Raw genomic sequence first — 16,617 nt, forward strand, 5'->3', positions numbered from 1 at the left:
TGCGGCCGCCTTTCTTCGTGGATTACTGCGTCGATTCTACATGTGCCCGGCCAGCTCAGTCCTGACTGATCTGTCCTTCTCAATAGTTTCAGCCCCATGCCACGCATTTGGTCACGATTGTTGGTTCGGACTTGGCTGTAGCAAGACTTGCACTTCCAGCGACTCGAAGTTGTACCATCAGGCCGATTGAAGATCAAGGAAAGGTGGGACTGTTATGACTGTTGAGAACAAGACAGTGCTTATCACCGGAGCTTCTTCCGGCATAGGTGAGGCCACGGCGAGGCTGTTGGCACAGCGAGGGGCCAAGGTGGTGCTGGGCGCTCGCCGTAAGGATCGGCTGGACACAATTGTCGACGACATCGTTCAGGCTGGTGGCCAGGCGGCCTCCATGGCGTTGGATGTGACCGATCGGCAGGCCAATGAGGACTTCGTGGCTTTCGCCAAGAAGCAGTTCGGTGGAGTGGACGTGGTATTCCTCAACGCCGGGCTCATGCCTAACTCGCCCTTGTCGGCCCTCCATGTGGACGAGTGGGATCGGACCATTGACGTCAACCTCAAAGGCGCACTGTACGGCATTGCTGCGGCCCTGCCGGAGTTCATCGGGCAGCGTCACGGGCAGTTCATTGCCACTTCTTCGGTGGCTGGGCTCAAGGCCTACCCGGAAGGAGCGGTTTATGGAGCAACCAAGTGGGGCCTGCGAGATCTGATGGAGGTGCTCAGGATGGAGTCCGCCCAGGAGGGAACACACATCCGTACCTCTACTATTTATCCTGCGGCCATTAAGACTGAACTGCTGGGGACCATCACGGACAAGCAGACCCTGGCCGATATGAACAAGACCTACGACAGCTACCAGATTGATCCCGAACGGGTGGCACAGGTGGTGGCCTTCGCCATTGATCAGCCTGAGGACACCAATGTATCGGAATTCACCGTAGGCCCCACCATTCAGCCTTGGTGAATTCCGCTGCCGCTGCCCTTAGTCGTCGTTGGAGGAAAACAGACGAATGCCCGCTTGGGCCATGGCCTTTCGGGCCTCAACGCCCTGATCCTCGCTGACCGGGACTGTCAGATCCTCGAAGACCGTGACCTGGTAACCGAGTTTCGCGGCATCCAGGGCGGTCTCCTTGACACAGTGGGATTCGGCGATGCCGACAACGTCCACCTGGTCGACGCCAGCTTGTGCCAGGGCGTCGGCCAGGGTGACACCGGATAATCTGGCTGCAGTGAACTCGTCCCTGCTCTGGATCCGATCGGTGTTGTCTTCGATGCCTTCGAATCCGGAGTAGGCGGCAGAATACTGACCTTTTTTGAAGTGATGGGCGATGCCCAGCCCTCGAATCCTGGGATGCAGCTCCGCCCCGGGTGAGCCGGCTACGCCGTGCTTGGGCCAGGTGTCCACAAAATCCGGGTGATCGGACCAATGGGATCCGGGTTCGATATGCCAATCCTGGGTGGTGGCCATGTAGGCGTAGTCGCCAGCATGGCCGTGGACATAGTCGGCGATTTTACTGGCTGTAGCGTTGCCTCCCTCGACTCCCAGCTCACCTCCTTCGCAGAAAGTCGGTTGAACATCCACGACGATCAAAGCCTTGGACATGGTGATTACTCCCTTGGTCGATGCTGACGTTAGGCAGAGAAAATACCAGTTGATGTTCCTCGAGCATTCCTCTTAGGTATCAGTCTAATTCTCGCAGAAGCGTCAGTCCTTCCATTTTGTTGCATGTGGACAAATATTGTGGCAAATCAGCATCCTGTGGACAGGATGACAAAGGAGGTGGAAAGGGAGAGTACACGTGTGATTGCGTGAGGCGGTTTCATACGGACTTTTGGGGGGTGTTTGCCTGGTATCCTAATTGCCAGGATTGTACGGGGTTATAGCAGGTGTTGCCAGGGCTGCCTCCTTCCGTACGATGACGGAGCGAGCATCGTTCCGAGGGAGGAGACGCGGGTATGGGAGTCAATGAGTTTGGGCAACCTATAGGGGACGTGATTTCGTTTGCCGGGGCCATGATGCCGGAGCCTGTCAACTTGACTGGCAGGACCGTTCTGGTAGTGCCCTTAAACGACAACCAAGGTGATGCTTTCTATGAGCGGATTTTCGGTCCGGATTGCGACGAATCCATCATGACCTATAGCACTCACGATCTTTTCCCTGACAGGCCAGCATTCGACTCAGGGTTCGCATCCATGACTGACAGTCGGGATCCTCTCTTCTTTGCTATTCTCCGCAAGCCGTCTGCACCCGAGTTTGGTGTCGGTCGGTCTGTAGGCCTGAAGGACGCGGATATACGCAAGCATGTGCAGCTTCATGATTCGTCGGACCTGTTGGGCATGTATGCCTTGATGCGCATTCGGGCGGATATGGGAAGCGTCGAGATGGGCCACGTTATCTACACCCGGGAGTTGCAGAGAAGCAGGCAGGCTACCGAAGCCCAGTATCTGATGGCTCGGCATGTCTTCGAGGACTTGGGCTATCGCCGATACGAGTGGAAGTGCGACAGCCTCAATGCGCCCTCCCGGGCGGCTGCGCTGAGGCTGGGATTCAAGGCTGAAGGCCGGTTCAGAAACGATATGGTCTACAAGGGCCGCACTCGGGACACGGATTGGTTTTCCATATTGGATAGTGAATGGCCGGCAGTGAAAGAGCGGTTGGAGACCTGGCTGGATGATGACAATTTCGATCAGGATGGCATGCAAAGGCGCCGTCTGCAAGATTGCTGAGCTAGCGCTGATCCGAATGCAGCCGCTTATGGTTGCACCGCGGCATCCTTGATAAAGCCGAAATAGGCATTCAAGGCTCGGGCTGTGGGAGTGTCATTGCGGTGCATCAGTGCCAGCGGAGCCCCTTCGAACAACACCTTGCCGCCCGCGCTTCCGGCTCCTGGGCCCATATCGATCACCCAGTCGGCCTGGCCGATGAAGCGCAGGTTATGTTCTATGACGATGATAGTGAGTCCTTTGTTGGTGATGAGTTTATGTAGGAGCGCAATCTGCTGCAGGATATTGGATTCATGCAGGCCGCTGGTAGGCTCATCCAAAATCAGGGTCTCATGAATTCCCTCCTTGAGTAGTCTGGCCAGCTTGAGGCGTTGCAGCTCACCGCCCGAGAGCGTATCAAGAGCCTGCCCAACGGATAGGTAAGACAGACCCACATCCTCCAGGGCCTTCATAGCTGGCCCCAGCACTTCACGATATTGGTGCATAGCCTCGCTGGCAGTCAGTTTCAGCACCTGGGCGATGCTGAGACCACGGTATCTGGCAGACAAGGTCTGCGTTGAATACCTGGTTCCATGGCAGCTTTCGCAGATAGTGCTGGTGTCGCCCATGTAGGCAATATCCAGGGTGACGACCCCCTTGCCCTTGCAGACCGGACAGGCTCCGGCAGCGTTGAATGAGAAGAGCGAGGGGGACTCGCCTGTGGCCTTGGCAAAGGCCTTACGCAGCGGGTCGAAGACACCCAAGTAGGTCAACAGGTTGGAGCGTCCGCTGGTCTTGATTGGTTTCTGATCCAGGAGTAAGGCCTCATGTTGAGCCATGAAGCCTTCCTTAATAATGGTGCTCTTACCTGAGCCGGCCACCCCGGTCACCACAGTCAGCATTTGCCGGGGTATCTTGGCGTGGGCTTCTCTGACGTTGTGGGCAGTGACCTTGTCTATTGTATAGAAGCCATGCGAAGGCACCGATGGTTCATTTACCACGCCTGGATCTCCCAGGGCTCTGCCAGTTGCTGTGCCGCTTCTCAGCAGAGACTGATAGTTCCCTTCAAAGACGATCCGTCCGCCTTCACTGCCTGCCCCTGGCCCCATATCGACGATATGGTCCGCAATGGCGATGAGCTCGGGGTCATGATCCACGATCACTACCGTATTGCCCTTGTCTCGCAAGCCCTCAAAGATTTTCTTGATCCCAGTCAGGTCATGGGGGTGCAAGCCAACGCTTGGCTCATCGAAGATGTATAGGACGTCATTCAAGGGGCTGTTCAGGCAGTTGGCGATTTTCAGACGCTGTCCCTCTCCTCCGGAAAGTGTGGAGGTGCCACGCTCCAAACTCAAGTAGCCCAGACCCACCGTTATCAGATTGGCTATCTTGCGTTTCAAGTCCTGCAGAATGGTCTCAGTCTGATCGTCATGAATCTTTCCAAGCCATTCCTGGAGGTCTGCCACGCTCATGGCGGAGCAGTCAGCTATGTTCAGTCCGCGGATCCTGGCTGAGCGCACCTTGGCGTTGACTCTGGCCCCCTGGCAGTCGGGGCACTGGGTGATTCGCGTAACCTCCTCCAGCTCATGCTGGTACTTGTCGTTGCTCTGGTTGATGAAGGTCTTGGTGATCCTGGGCACCAATCCCTCATACATGGCTGTCTTGTGCCAGTTGGGGCCAGGGTGTGCCGGTTTTTGCCTCTTGCCGTAGAGCAGGAAGTCGAGGTCATCTCTGTCCCACTCCTGTAGGGGCAGGTCGTTGTCAAAATAACCTGAATCCGTATACCTGGTCAGCCTCCAGCCGCCTGGCTGGAAGGTGGGAAAGTAGATGGCTCCCTGGTTCAGCGAGAGATCCATGTTGAGCAGGCGATCAAGCACCAGAGTGCGCACAGTTCCGAGTCCCTGGCAGATCGGGCACATCCCCGCAGGATTGTTGAAGGAATATGTCATGGAGTACCCGATGAAGGGCTGGGCCATACGGGAGAACAGCAGGCGCAGGGCAGTGTAGATATCAGTATAGGTGCCTACGGTTGAGCGAGCATTGCCCGAGAGCTGCTTTTGGGTTACGACAATGGAGAAGGGCAGGTTGTCGATTCGGGCGACTTCCGCAGGCTCATACTTGGGCAGGAGCTGCTGAATGTAGGAGCTGTAGCTGCGATTGATCATGCGCTGTGATTCGGCTGCCAGCGTGGAAAACACAAGAGACGACTTTCCTGAACCCGACAGGCCGGTGACCACGGTGATGGCCCGCTTTGGTATGGCCAGCGAGACTTGCTTGAGGTTGTGCGTGGAGGCCCGATCAATAAGAATGCACTCGGTCCTCATTGGGCGACTCGCTCCTGGCGTAGCTTGTTGATAAGCCTGTTGGCAAGAGTAGCGAACTCTTCCTGTTCGTCTTTGGACCAGACCTGTCGGGCATCTTCCTCAAGGGTTTTATGCTGTTGATCGATGATGTCAAGCATGTCCCGGCCATCCTGGGTCAGATTGGTCTCCAGCTCTCGCCGGTCGTGGGCGTCAGGCACCTGCCTGATGTATCCGAGATCGCGCAGAGTGCTGAGGTTCTTGGAGACCTTGGATCGGGTTATGCCGAGTCGCTGACCAATCTGTGAGGGCGTGGACGCTCCTGTGCGCAGAACGGTGAGGATGTCGAACTGTTGCCAGGTGATGTTCCCCGGGTTGACCCTGTTGCGCTCTGCTACGAATTCGCACTGCAGATACATGAGAGCATCGTAGAGGGAGGACGGATTATTTGATTTCATTATAGAAACTATATTATATCGGAAACTATTTATTGCCCGGATAGCTTGCTTTTCTCTGAATTCGTTCTTATCTGACTGTATTGACTGATGAAGCCACGTCTCAGGAGGTTCAATATTGGCCTTGTGTTGTTGAAAGAGCTTCTTGCATGAGAGTAGGCGTGTGTCTGCCTGGTGGATCCCTTGATGCGGTTTAGCAATTTTCTCTGTTGGTCGCTCCAAGGTAAAGGAGGTCTGTTGGACTAAAGGCTCATGATTTGTTGACAGCGGCGGTGGGATGGAGTGTCAACTTATCATCCTATCAGTATTGCTTAGCCAATCGGCTATGCAGAACGACGATACTGAGGCCTAAATGCTAGGTAAACCAGCATGCCCACCGGTCGGAAAGGCTGAGCTAAGGCTCTTCTTTTGCTCGAGCCCCCCTCCCCTCGTATTACGGAAGTTGTTGGATGGGTTTCTGTATTTCTTTGATTTGACAGCTGGGCCTTCTTTGTCAATAATGTAGCATGCTACATTTTAGGGAGGCGGTATCTTTTGGAGCTCTCGGAGAAGCGGCCAGAGGGACTGGTCAAAATAGCCAACACCCTGCTGGAAAAGCACATGAATGAGTGTGTGCGGAGCATCTTTCCCAATCTGACTGGTCCCCAATTTGTCATGGTCTATTACCTGTATGAGCATGAGGGCCTGGAGGTGACGCAGAAGACGGTGGGCGACAGGTTCCGTTTGAGCCATCCTACGGTTCGGGGAGTTGTCAAACGGCTGGTCAAGGCAGGATGGCTGACGGCAAAGCCGCAGAGTGATGACCGACGTCAGATGGTTCTTAAGCTCACCGGGCAGGCGCGGAGCGAGCTTGACGCCCACCAGGTCGAGATCCGGCATGTATTAGAGACCACGGGCAAGCTTGCCTTGAAAGGGTTCGATGAGCAGGAGAGTAAACAGCTGGTCGGCTACCTGGAACGAATCATTAGAAACATGGAATCCTGATCTGCTTTTAGTTGGATCACGCAGGCTTCGGCCCGAGCCGGTGAAGGACGGAGAGGATGCGGTATGAATAAGGATGGCCGCAAGAGGGAAGGCAGCCAAGGCGGGGCTGAGGGAAGTCGCACCGCGATGATGGGCACGCTTTTGGCAGGGGCTTTCCTGGCCTTGATGGCGGAGACCTTCCTTAACAATGCTCTGCCCACCATTATGGCGGAATTCCATGTGTCCCAATCCACTGCTCAGTGGCTGAGCACCTCCTATCTGCTGGTGGTGGGGCTGATGATACCCGTATCGGCTTGGGTGTTTTCCAACTTCCGGTCCAAGCACACCTTCATGGCCATGATGGCTATTTTCCTGACTGGCTCCCTGGTCTGTGTCTTTTCCGAAGGGCATTTCCCGCTGCTGTTGGCGGGCAGAATCATCCAGGCCATAGCCGCCGGATCGCTGATGCCTTTCATTCAGAATGTGGTGCTGCTGCTTTTCCCGCCGGATAGGCGCGGTGTGGCCCTGGGCATGGTGGGCCTGGTGGTGGCCTTGGGTCCGACGGTTGGCCCCACGCTCTCGGGGTTTGTTTTGGAGCACTGGTCCTGGAGGGCCTTGTTTGTGCTGCTTGCTGTCTTGAGCGCCGCGATTCTGGTGGCCTCGTTCTTCCTGGTCTATACGGTCAACCACCAGGTGAGAACTCGGCTGGACGTGCCTTCCGTAGTTTATTCCTGCCTGGGCTTCGGGCTCATTCTGTACGCCCTGTCGGCCATTGGGGACGCGGGCGGTGCGTCAGTGCTTGACCTGGGATTGCTACTGGCTGGTGTGCTGGTAGTAATCCTGTTCTGTCGGCGTCAGCTGCATCTGAAGTCTCCGCTGGTGAATTTGCGTGTTTTCATGAATGCCACCTTCAACCTGACCAGTCTGCTGAGCACCCTGAGCAACATTGCCATGGTCGGGGTGGAGCTGGTGCTTCCCCTGTACTTGCAGAATACGCGCGGGTCAAGCGCGCTCACCTCTGGTCTGGTCATGCTGCCGGGAGCCATTGTCATGGGCGTATTCAACCCACTTTCTGGTCTGATCTACCAAAGAATCGGGGCGAGGAGAATCGCCCTTTTGGGATACGCGGTGCTGCTGACCGGAACCTTGCCGATGATATGGTTCGGCACCACTACCAGTCTTATCGTGATCGCCTCCTGTTATGCTCTGCGCTTGGCAGGAGTGGCGCTGGTCATGATGACTACTTTCACCGAGGGCATCAACGCACTGCCTACAGAACTCACGGCCCATGGCAACGCGGCTGCCTCGACTGTCCGCCAGGTCGGCGGTTCACTGGGTACGGCCGTAGCCATGATGATTGTGACCATCGGCACTCAGCGCGGCAGTCTCAGCGGAGCCACGTCAGCCCAGGCACTCGACCAGGGCTACCAATGGGCCTTCATCTTCCTTATGCTCGTAGCCCTAATCGGTCTATGCAGCTCTTTCTTCCTTAAACCGAATAGAACTGCGACTGAGTAAGAAAGGTGTCTTTTCGCTTTCAAAGCAGGGACCGTTGCTGACATCGATTGGCTCATGATGCCAACGAGCAGGGATACAGGCATCGGTCATAATTTGATACTTAAAAAGGTATGACGCTTATTTAGATGTACGAAATGGAAATTGATATGATGCCGATCATTACATTTGCAGATCGTATAACCTTCAGTCTGCTGTGGATGCACTCAGCGCTCAGACCAGAAGAGGCGCCTATCAGCCTGTCCAGGAAGCGACCGGTGATTCGCTTAAGTAAGATCACCCGTCGCAAAGATCTATGTGTGCCAACTTGTAGCTGGTGACGGGGCTGAGCGTATCCTCTCTCGCATTTGCCGTAAGTCTTCAACGGCATGGCCTTGAACTTTCTTTGTCTCGCTCTGCTCGCAGCGTCTTGTCGTCTCCAGACATCCCTGTCTTGCCAAGTACTTAGGTGATCAGGCGCCTTATCGTAACAAGACCGCCTAGCTCGCTATAGTAAACGACCTGCTAAGACCAGACAAAGTGGAAAGGAACAGGATAGACAGCGAAAAGGATGGTGATGCCGAAATTGCGCATACAAAAAGAGTCTTGGGTCACTGTCCAAGACTCTGCTGGCGGAGGATACGAGATTCGAACTCGTGAGGGCGTGAACCCAACACGCTTTCCAAGCGTGCGCCATAGACCACTAGGCGAATCCTCCAAGGCTGCAATGAACGGGGCCGTAGCCTACGTGACCCTGATCAAGGCAACTAGGAAATAGTAACACAGGGCGGGGATTGCAGGCCAGTCCAGACGTGTCGCCGACAATTCCCGCCCTGTTCCTGTGTTACTTGATCTGATCCATGGAAAGGCCAAGAGCTTCGGCCACGCGCTGGCCGTAGTCGGGGTCAGCCTGGTAGAACTGCCTGGTCTCGAGAACCTGGATCTCCTGGTCATCGACGGATCCCAGGGTGTTCTTGATGGTCTGGATCAGGCGGTCCTTCTCTTCCGGGCTCATCAGCCTGTAGAGACGGCCGGCTGCGGAATAGTAGTCCTTGTCATAGGGGCGGGAGTATTCGGTCTGCCCTTGGACGGCATCGCTGTGCATTTTGGCATCGTTGTCTTCCACGGGGCCGCCCTTGCTGTTGGGCTCGTAGTTGACCGATCCATCCTGACCCTGGGACATGAAACCGTCCCGCTCGTAGTTGTGGACCTCGCTGACCGGGCGGTTGATGGGCAGCTGTTCGTAGTTGGCGCCCAGACGGTAGCGCTCAGCATCCTTGTACCCGAACAGGCGGCCCTGCAGCAGCTTGTCGGGCGAGGGCTCGATGCCTGGAACGAAGTTGGCGGGGGAGAAGGCGGCTTCCTCTACATCATCAAAGTAGTTGGTCGGGTTGGTATCCAGCACGAACTCGCCTATCTCAATGCGCGGATAGTCCTTCTTGGAGACAACCTTGGTCACGTCGAAGATATCGTCCTTGTAGTCCAGTCCCTCCTGGTAAGGCAGGATCTGCACGCAGACCTTCCACTTGGGGTAGTCGCCCCTGTCGATGGCATCGTAAAGATCATGCAGGAGGAAGTCCGTGTCCTCGGAGGCGACCTTGGCAGCAGTCTCGTCGGTCATGTTCTTCACGCCCTGCTCGCTCAGGAAGTGGTACTTGACCCAGAACTGTTCACCCTTCGCATTGACCCACTTGAAGGTGTGGCTTCCGTAGCCGTTCATGTTCCGGTAGCTGGCCGGGTTGCCCCTGTCGCCCATCAGATAAGTCACCTGGTGGACAGACTCGGGGGAGTGGGACCAGAAGTCCCACTGCATCTCCTGGCTGCGTAGGTGTGTGGCCGGGTCCCGCTTCTGCGAGTGGATGAAGTCGGGGAACTTCAGGGGGTCGTTGACGAAGAATACGGGGGTGTTGTTGCCCACCACGTCGTAGTTGCCTTCCTGCGTGTAGAAGCGCAGGGCGAAGCCACGCACGTCGCGCAGGGTGTCGGGATAGCCGGATTCGCCGGCCACCTGGGAGAAGCGCAGCAGGACGGGCGTCGTCTTGCCTGCTCCGTTGAATACGTCGGCCTTGGTGTAGGCGCTCATGTCCTTGGTCAAGGTGAAGGTTCCCTTGGCTCCGGCTCCCTTGGCGTGGACTACGCGCTCTGGTATGCGCTCGCGGTTGAAGTGGGCCAGCTTTTCGAGGAGCTGGTAGTCCTGCATGAGGATGGGCCCCCGGGTGCCCGCTGTCTGGCTATGGTTGTTGTCTGCCCAGGGCTGCCCTTCGTTGGTAGTAAGTTTGTCGTTCATGTCTGCTCGATTCCTCTGACACCTATGATTTTCGCGATTGACGGTCCCATGCGAGCCAGGTCTGCGACCCAGCTCCTGGTCGACTGTCCGGTCGCTGATGGCAGGACTCTTGATAAAATCCTGCTATTCTCCACCGTATCTGACTGGGGATTGAGTTGGTGGATATGCGCGCTGAGCGAGAGTCAGATATGTCACTAATCGAGCAAGATGCTCATGACGACGAAGAGTGACGTGTCTGTTGCGGGCGGAATTACAAGAGAGCCGCCGGCACTGCCTTATTCAATCGGCAAATGGCGGCGGCTCTCATCAGAGCACCTGTGCTCAGAGCAGCTGTATAAGTTCTCCCACATCCTGGATGACCAGCTGGAGGTTGAGCCCCGTCAGGACCGCCACCACAATCCAGGCCAGGAAGGCCATCCATCGAGGGTTGGCGTACTTGCCCATGATCTTCTTGGAGGAGGTGAACCAGACCAGGGGGATCATGGATATGGGCAGGGCCACGCACAGGAAGACCTGGGAGTAGACCAGCAGACTATCCAGGGCGGACTCCTTGCCGCCGAAGGCGATGGTGCAGATCAGCACGGGGATGATGGAGATCACACGGGTGACCAGCCTGCGCAGCCAGAGAGGAATCCTCATGCGGATGAAGCCCTCCATGACGATCTGTCCAGTCAGAGTGCCGGTGATGGTCGAGTTCTGGCCCGAGGCCAGCAGGGCTACGGCGAAGAGGGTGGAGAGCAGACCGGAGGCGACCGGACCGGCGATGGTCTTGTCGCCAAGGGCGTTGTAGAGGGCGGTGAAGGTATCCAGCCCTTCGCCGTGTCCGAAGAACATGGCCGCACCCAGCATCAGCAGCAGGCAGTTGACCACGAAGGCGGCGGACAGCTGGATGTTGGAATCCCAGGTGGCGAAGCGGACAGCGTTGGCAACCTGACGGTCGTCGCTCCGGTCGAAGTCGCGGGTCTGGACGATGGATGAGTGCAGATAGAGGTTATGAGGCATGACCGTGGCGCCCACGATGCCCAGAGCCATGGTCAGCTGGCCGTTGCCCAGGATGGCCTTGTCAGGGATGAAGCCGCGGAAGACCGCGGGCATGTCGGGCCTGGCAAGGAAGACCTCGTAGAGGAATACCGCCATGATGACCAGAATCAGGGTGGCCACGATGGCCTCGATGCGTCGGAAGCCGATCTTGGTCAGCAGCAGGAGGATGAGCACGTCCAGCACGGTCAGCGTCACGCCCAGGATCAGTGGAATGCCGAAGAGCAGCTTCAGGGCGATCGCTCCGCCGATCACCTCGGCGATGTCGGTGGCCATCACAGCCAGCTCCGTGCAGATCCAGAGGGCGAAGCTGAGCCGGCGGCTGGTGTGCTGGCGTGTAGCCTGGGCGAGGTCCAGACCGGTCACGATTCCCAGCTTGGCCGACATGTACTGCAGCATCATGGCGATCAGGCTGGAGATGAGGATGACGCTCATGAGCAGGTAGCCATACTGGGCGCCGCCGCCGATGGAGGTGATCCAGTTGCCCGGGTCCATGTAACCGACTGCCACCAGAGCGCCCGGGCCGGAGAAGGCTGCCAGGTTCTTCCAGAAGGAGGAGGTTGAGTTGGGTACGGAGACCGTGGCGTTGATCTCCTCCAGGGAGCGCCCATTGGCCGTCTCAATGATGGGATGGGATTGGTGCTGCCGACTGGACGGCGGAGTCCTGACTTCGGATCCGGCTGGACTGGTGGACCCTGGGGTGGGTCGGGTCTGAGTGTTCGGCATGTCACCTTCCTTGATTCTGGACCGTGGCGGTCGTGGGGCTGGCTATAGACTTCGACCCTTCGAAGTCTAGTGGCGCTCGATGAAGAATACCAGAGGTGATCTGCGACAATCTCAAAATATGCCTGCAGGGGTTGCTCGCGGGTCGTGCCGTGGAGCTGTGCTATAGACTGTGGAACATGGGAATTGCCGAACTGTCCTCCAGCGCCCAGGATTATCTCAAGGTCATCTGGGATCTTCAGGAATGGGACAAGGGCCCTGTCCAGCCCACTGCGGTGGCCGACAGGACGGGTATGAAACAGTCGACGGTCTCGGGTGCACTGGGCCGTCTGGTCGATGCCGGTCTGGTCACCCACAGGCCTTACGGCAAGGTCGAGCTGACTGAAACCGGTCGTCGCTACGCGGTGACCATGGTCCGGCGCCACAGGCTGCTGGAGACCTTCCTGGTGCAGGTCCTCGGTTACGGTTGGGATGAGGTGCATGAGGAGGCGGACAGCCTTGAGCACGCCGTCTCCGACAAGATGGTGGATCGCATCGACGAGTATCTGGGGCACCCCACAGCTGATCCGCATGGAGATGCCATACCCTCACCCGAGGGGGACCTTCCGCCAATACCTACAACCATAAGGCCTCTTTCGGAAGTATCTGCAGGGACGACGGTAAGGGTGCAACGAGTCAGCGACGAGGATTCACAAATACTTCGTGTACTCAGCAGTTACCACATAGGACCTGGCAGTCTGGTGCGGGTGAAAAGTAAGCAGACTGATGATGAATTAGCCGTAAGCCCGACGGAAATGCAATCCAGATCCGGCTCGGATTCGGGCGACATTCTTGTGCTGTCTAAAGAACAGGCGGCACTGATTCAGGTCAGTTTTATCTGATCAGAAAGCTATTCGGCGATTTGTCGTATTGAATCGCATTAGTGTTCACTGCGGTTGGTCTCGTGCTCTCGCTGATGGCGGTGAAGATACGCAAATAAGTTTGAAGTATGAATGTAGGCTCTTCTGTCGTTTTTCGCTAGAACATCGAGAACGATACCGGCGATGATGGATAACAGACCGACAAGGATCAACAAGACTGATCCGATAAGGGTAGGAATACGCGGGACCGATCCGGTGTGCCAGAACTCAATCATTACCGACAAGAGAAAACCGAAACCGACCAGGTCTATCAGCAGTCCGCATCCTCCAAAGAAGGGTAGAGGTTTGTACTCCCTGATCATTCTAAAAATGGTGGAAAGTACGCGAATCCCATCGCCCACAGTGTTGAGTTTGCTGTGGGAGCCCTTAGGGCGATCGCGGTACTGAACGGGCATTTCGTACAGCCGTAGATTCCTGTCCAGGCTGTGTATGGTCATTTCTGTTTCCACTTCGAATCCATGGGACAGGATCGGGTAGCATTTAACATAGGTAAACGAAAAAGCTCGGTATCCCGTCATAATATCCTTGATTTGCGCATGGAAGATGCCGTTGATTGCCGAGCGAACCAATCTGTTACCGACGTTGTGGAAGGGTCTTTTGTTTTCTTGGAAGTAGGTGGAGCTCAGTCTGTCGCCTATCACCATGTCATAGCCCTCGAGGATTTTGTCGACCATGGCGGGAGCACTTTCCGCTGGATAGGTGTCGTCGCCATCGGCCATGACATATACGTCGGCATCAATATCTTCGAACATAGCTCGTATGACGTTGCCCTTACCTTGGCGCGGTTCCGGTCGGACTACTGCACCCTTGGATTGTGCTATGGAAGCTGTTTTATCTGTAGAGTTATTGTCATAAACGTAAATGGTCGCCGTTGGGAGTGCTTTATGGAAATCGTCAACGACTTTTCCTATCGTCTGCTCCTCGTTATAGCAGGGCAGGAGAACGGCAATGGTGGCTTCTTCCAAGGCAGGCTTCATGATTAACACTATACATATAGGGATTCTCAGATTGAGGTCGATATAGGATTATGAAATTTGCGGGCAATAGCAGAGATATGCCCAATTCACGTACCGCGCTCAGGTTAGCATAGACCTCATGCAGCAGCTATTTGAAACTGGATCTGATGCCTGGAAGCAACTTGGTGGCTTGAGCGAACGGCAACGCCGATTGGTTATTTCAACTGTCAACTATCATTCGTTGATGCAGCCTGGTCGAGAACTGCTCTACAAGATCTATATGGGTGAAGACTGGCAGTATCCCCGCTTGACGGATACCTCGACTCTCAATGGTTCTCTAACCAAGGGTGCCGGACTTAAACCTGTGATCGAATTCAAAGCCCGGTCTGTATCTAAATCTAAGACTGCTTTTACGCCTCACTATTTCGACCTGCATCATCAGCTGGTCGACTGGAATGAACGCTATGTGTTATTAACACCAGATGATGCCACTGACATGACGGTTAAGGCCAGGAGTCTGTCTTCTCGGTTACCTATGCGCAACCAAATTTATAACTACTGTGAGCTGCATTTTCCACTTCTGTTCGATCAAGTACGTGAATTGCTCAGGCGTAAGCGCGAGAAAGCGGGATACCAGGCTATTGAGACTTATCGTCCCGATTCGACCAGCGACCTGTTCGCTCGTGGGGCTGTGCATCATCCAGGCAGTTCAATCGAACCTGAGCAACCGGACTCTTCGGCTTCCAAAGCTGTCATTATTGCCATGCATTGGCTGCAGCCCGGGGGAGCCGAGCGTTGGGCCATGGAAACAGTCGCTCTGGCTCGAAAAGCGGGGCTATTGCCCATCGTCATCACCAACAATGACAGTCATCAGCCATGGATTGTCAGCAAGGACTTGGATGATGCCCTCGTCATCAATCTGACCTTTCCTGCGCAGGAGGGCATCGGCGACGTGCCCCTGCTCAGGGCTCTATTTGAGCAGTACAACATTCGTGGTGTCATGATTCATCACAATCAGTGGATGTACGACCGGCTCTGGTGGATCAAGCGATATTACCCGCATACGTTCATTATCGACTCCCTGCACATTCTTGAATACCACGACCGTGGTGGCTATCCCAACCAGAGCGTGAGCCGTGACCCTTACATCGATCTACACCATGTCATTTCACCCCAACTGCAGGATTGGCTGGTAAATCGTCATGGCATAGCGGCAAAAAAGGTGGTTATGGCGCCCTTGGTTGGTCTGACTGCCAATCAGATGAATCCACAGTACAAGGACCGGGTACAGCAGGATGTGTTCCATGTCGCCTTTGTAGGAAGGATGACCAGGCAGAAGCGCCCGGAGGCATTTATCAATGTCGCCAAGGAGATGGAGCGTCGTTTCCCGGGTCGTTTTCGCTTTATCATGCATGGCAGCGGCGATATGGACTTGGAGGTACGCAAACTCCTTGCGAAATATGGCTTGGGTCATGTAGTGGAACGTCGTGATGTCTCTCAGCCGGTTTCTGCAACATATGATTGGGCGGACGCTCTGTTGATTACCTCGATCAATGAGGGCATCACTCTTACGACCATCGAGGCTATCAGTCGGGGCATGCCGGTGTTGAGCGCTGATGTCGGTTCCCAATCGACGCTGGTTCCTGCCCAGGGGCTGCTGCCTCGAGAATCGCTGGGGCTGGTCCGCCAATCGGTCCGTTCCTTGCTGAGGATGGATGGTCATGAAGAGGATCGCAGGCGGTTGTGGACCGTGGAGCTGGAACGGCTTCAAGAGTTTTCAAGGAAGGAATCGGCCGACTCCTTCTTCACCCGGATGTTGGGAGAATGGGCGCAGTGATGAATGCTGTAGATAACCGGAGGAATGTGGCCGCTGTCGTTGTCACCTTCAACCGTCTGGAAAAGCTGAAGAAGGTTCTGGCCTCCCTGGAGTCTCAGACCTTTCTGCCCGAGGCTCTGATCATCGTCGACAACGCTTCGACTGATGGGACTGCGGATTACCTGCATGAATATAAGGGCGTATTCCCCTTGGAAGGGAAGGTGGAGCTTCGCATTGTGACCCTGCCCAAGAATGTCGGCGGAGCCGGCGGCTTCTCTGCTGGCATGCGCGAGGGCTACCGAATGGGCGTTGACTACGTGTGGATCTTTGATGATGACGGATATCCTAAGCCGGATGCCTTGGAAAAATTGATCGGAGGTTATGAGCAAGCCACCAAGGCCCTGAGTCCTGATATTCCCTTTGCATGCTCTCTGATCAAGTACATCGACGGAACCATTTCAGAAATGAACAATCCTGTGCCTACCTGGGATTGGGGCAGGTTGCGGGCCATGGGGCTCAGGGATCTGGTGCTGATTAATCAGGCATCTTTCGTGTCTGTACTCATTCCACGCTGGGTCATGGAAGCATATGGTCTGCCATACAAGGAGTACTTCATCTGGTTTGACGATGCCGAGTACACTCTTCGAATTTCCGGAGACTGTCCCGGAGTCCAGGTTCTCGATAGCGTAGTTGTGCACGATATGGGTGAGAATAAGGGGGTTAATTTCTCGATGATAAACGAGAAGAATGCCTGGAAGTTCGCCTACGGCATCCGCAATCAGGGATCCTATAGATTGCATCATAAGAGCCTGGCTCATTATCTGCTTTTTTGCGCCCAGGTTTGGTATGCCATGCGGTCCGGTGGAGTCGATAAGAAACTGCGTCGGCAGATGTACTGCAAGATGATTGAAGCTATGAGATTTAACCCATCAATCGATTATCCGCAACTATAAGTGGTTGTGAGG

Annotated in this window: 13 protein-coding genes and 1 tRNA gene; 7 read left to right on the forward strand and 7 right to left on the reverse strand. The window is 55.5% G+C overall.

What is annotated here, in order from left to right; all coding sequences use genetic code 11:
• Positions 1-214: 214 nt before the first annotated feature.
• The gene (locus H3S97_RS06705; protein ID WP_198176897.1) at positions 215-961 is read left to right on the forward strand and encodes an SDR family oxidoreductase; all 747 of its coding nucleotides are present in this window, start codon (positions 215-217) and stop codon (positions 959-961) included.
• An 18-nt stretch (positions 962-979) separates the two neighbouring features.
• On the opposite strand, the gene H3S97_RS06710 is transcribed toward H3S97_RS06705, so the two are convergent.
• Entirely contained in the window at positions 980-1,600 is a 621-nt protein-coding gene (locus tag H3S97_RS06710; RefSeq protein ID WP_198183609.1) for an isochorismatase family protein, read from the reverse strand.
• A 701-nt stretch (positions 1,601-2,301) separates the two neighbouring features.
• On the opposite strand from H3S97_RS06710, the gene H3S97_RS06715 reads away from it, so the two are divergent.
• Positions 2,302-2,724, forward strand: coding sequence for a GNAT family N-acetyltransferase (locus tag H3S97_RS06715; RefSeq protein WP_332468274.1), 423 nt, complete (start codon positions 2,302-2,304; stop codon positions 2,722-2,724).
• A 26-nt stretch (positions 2,725-2,750) separates the two neighbouring features.
• Here the strand turns inward: H3S97_RS06715 and H3S97_RS06720 are convergent, their stop codons facing one another.
• Positions 2,751-5,024: an ATP-binding cassette domain-containing protein gene (locus H3S97_RS06720; RefSeq protein ID WP_198183613.1), complete on the reverse strand. Its 2,274-nt coding sequence runs from the start codon at positions 5,022-5,024 to the stop codon at positions 2,751-2,753.
• Positions 5,021-5,458, reverse strand: a complete 438-nt coding sequence (locus H3S97_RS06725) for a MarR family winged helix-turn-helix transcriptional regulator (protein ID WP_198178630.1) — start codon at positions 5,456-5,458, stop codon at positions 5,021-5,023. The genes H3S97_RS06720 and H3S97_RS06725 overlap by 4 nt, the downstream gene beginning before the upstream one ends.
• 531 nt (positions 5,459-5,989) lie before the next feature.
• On the opposite strand from H3S97_RS06725, the gene H3S97_RS06730 reads away from it, so the two are divergent.
• Positions 5,990-6,439, forward strand: a complete 450-nt coding sequence (locus H3S97_RS06730) for a MarR family winged helix-turn-helix transcriptional regulator (protein WP_198183615.1) — start codon at positions 5,990-5,992, stop codon at positions 6,437-6,439.
• A 63-nt stretch (positions 6,440-6,502) separates the two neighbouring features.
• On the forward strand, positions 6,503-7,936 hold the full coding sequence (locus tag H3S97_RS06735; RefSeq protein ID WP_198176891.1) for an MDR family MFS transporter: 1,434 nt from the start codon (positions 6,503-6,505) through the stop codon (positions 7,934-7,936).
• A 606-nt stretch (positions 7,937-8,542) separates the two neighbouring features.
• Here H3S97_RS06735 and H3S97_RS06740 read toward each other — a convergent pair.
• The 3 genes from H3S97_RS06740 to H3S97_RS06750 all read right to left on the reverse strand — a co-directional run bounded on the left by H3S97_RS06740 (position 8,543) and on the right by H3S97_RS06750 (position 11,963).
• A tRNA-Ser gene (locus H3S97_RS06740) sits at positions 8,543-8,630 on the reverse strand.
• A gap of 126 nt (positions 8,631-8,756) precedes the next feature.
• Positions 8,757-10,199, reverse strand: a complete 1,443-nt coding sequence (locus tag H3S97_RS06745) for a catalase (protein WP_198183617.1) — start codon at positions 10,197-10,199, stop codon at positions 8,757-8,759.
• A gap of 321 nt (positions 10,200-10,520) precedes the next feature.
• The gene (locus H3S97_RS06750; protein ID WP_232342605.1) at positions 10,521-11,963 is read right to left on the reverse strand and encodes an Nramp family divalent metal transporter; all 1,443 of its coding nucleotides are present in this window, start codon (positions 11,961-11,963) and stop codon (positions 10,521-10,523) included.
• Positions 11,964-12,139: 176 nt separating this feature from the next.
• On the opposite strand from H3S97_RS06750, the gene H3S97_RS06755 reads away from it, so the two are divergent.
• A complete protein-coding gene (locus H3S97_RS06755) occupies positions 12,140-12,841 on the forward strand; it encodes a metal-dependent transcriptional regulator (protein WP_198183619.1) in 702 nt (233 codons plus the stop codon).
• A gap of 38 nt (positions 12,842-12,879) precedes the next feature.
• Here H3S97_RS06755 and H3S97_RS06760 read toward each other — a convergent pair whose 3' ends face one another.
• The gene (locus H3S97_RS06760) at positions 12,880-13,857 is read right to left on the reverse strand and encodes a glycosyltransferase family 2 protein (RefSeq protein WP_198183621.1); all 978 of its coding nucleotides are present in this window, start codon (positions 13,855-13,857) and stop codon (positions 12,880-12,882) included.
• A gap of 118 nt (positions 13,858-13,975) precedes the next feature.
• Here H3S97_RS06760 and H3S97_RS06765 point away from each other — a divergent pair, with 118 nt between their 5' ends.
• A complete protein-coding gene (locus H3S97_RS06765) occupies positions 13,976-15,673 on the forward strand; it encodes a glycosyltransferase (protein WP_198183623.1) in 1,698 nt (565 codons plus the stop codon).
• Entirely contained in the window at positions 15,661-16,605 is a 945-nt protein-coding gene (locus tag H3S97_RS06770; protein WP_198183625.1) for a glycosyltransferase family 2 protein, read from the forward strand. Before H3S97_RS06765 ends, H3S97_RS06770 begins: the two co-directional genes overlap by 13 nt.
• Positions 16,606-16,617: the final 12 nt, after the last annotated feature.

The sequence above is a fragment of the Bifidobacterium choladohabitans genome (genome assembly GCF_016102005.1).
Lineage (GTDB): Bacteria > Actinomycetota > Actinomycetes > Actinomycetales > Bifidobacteriaceae > Bombiscardovia > Bombiscardovia choladohabitans.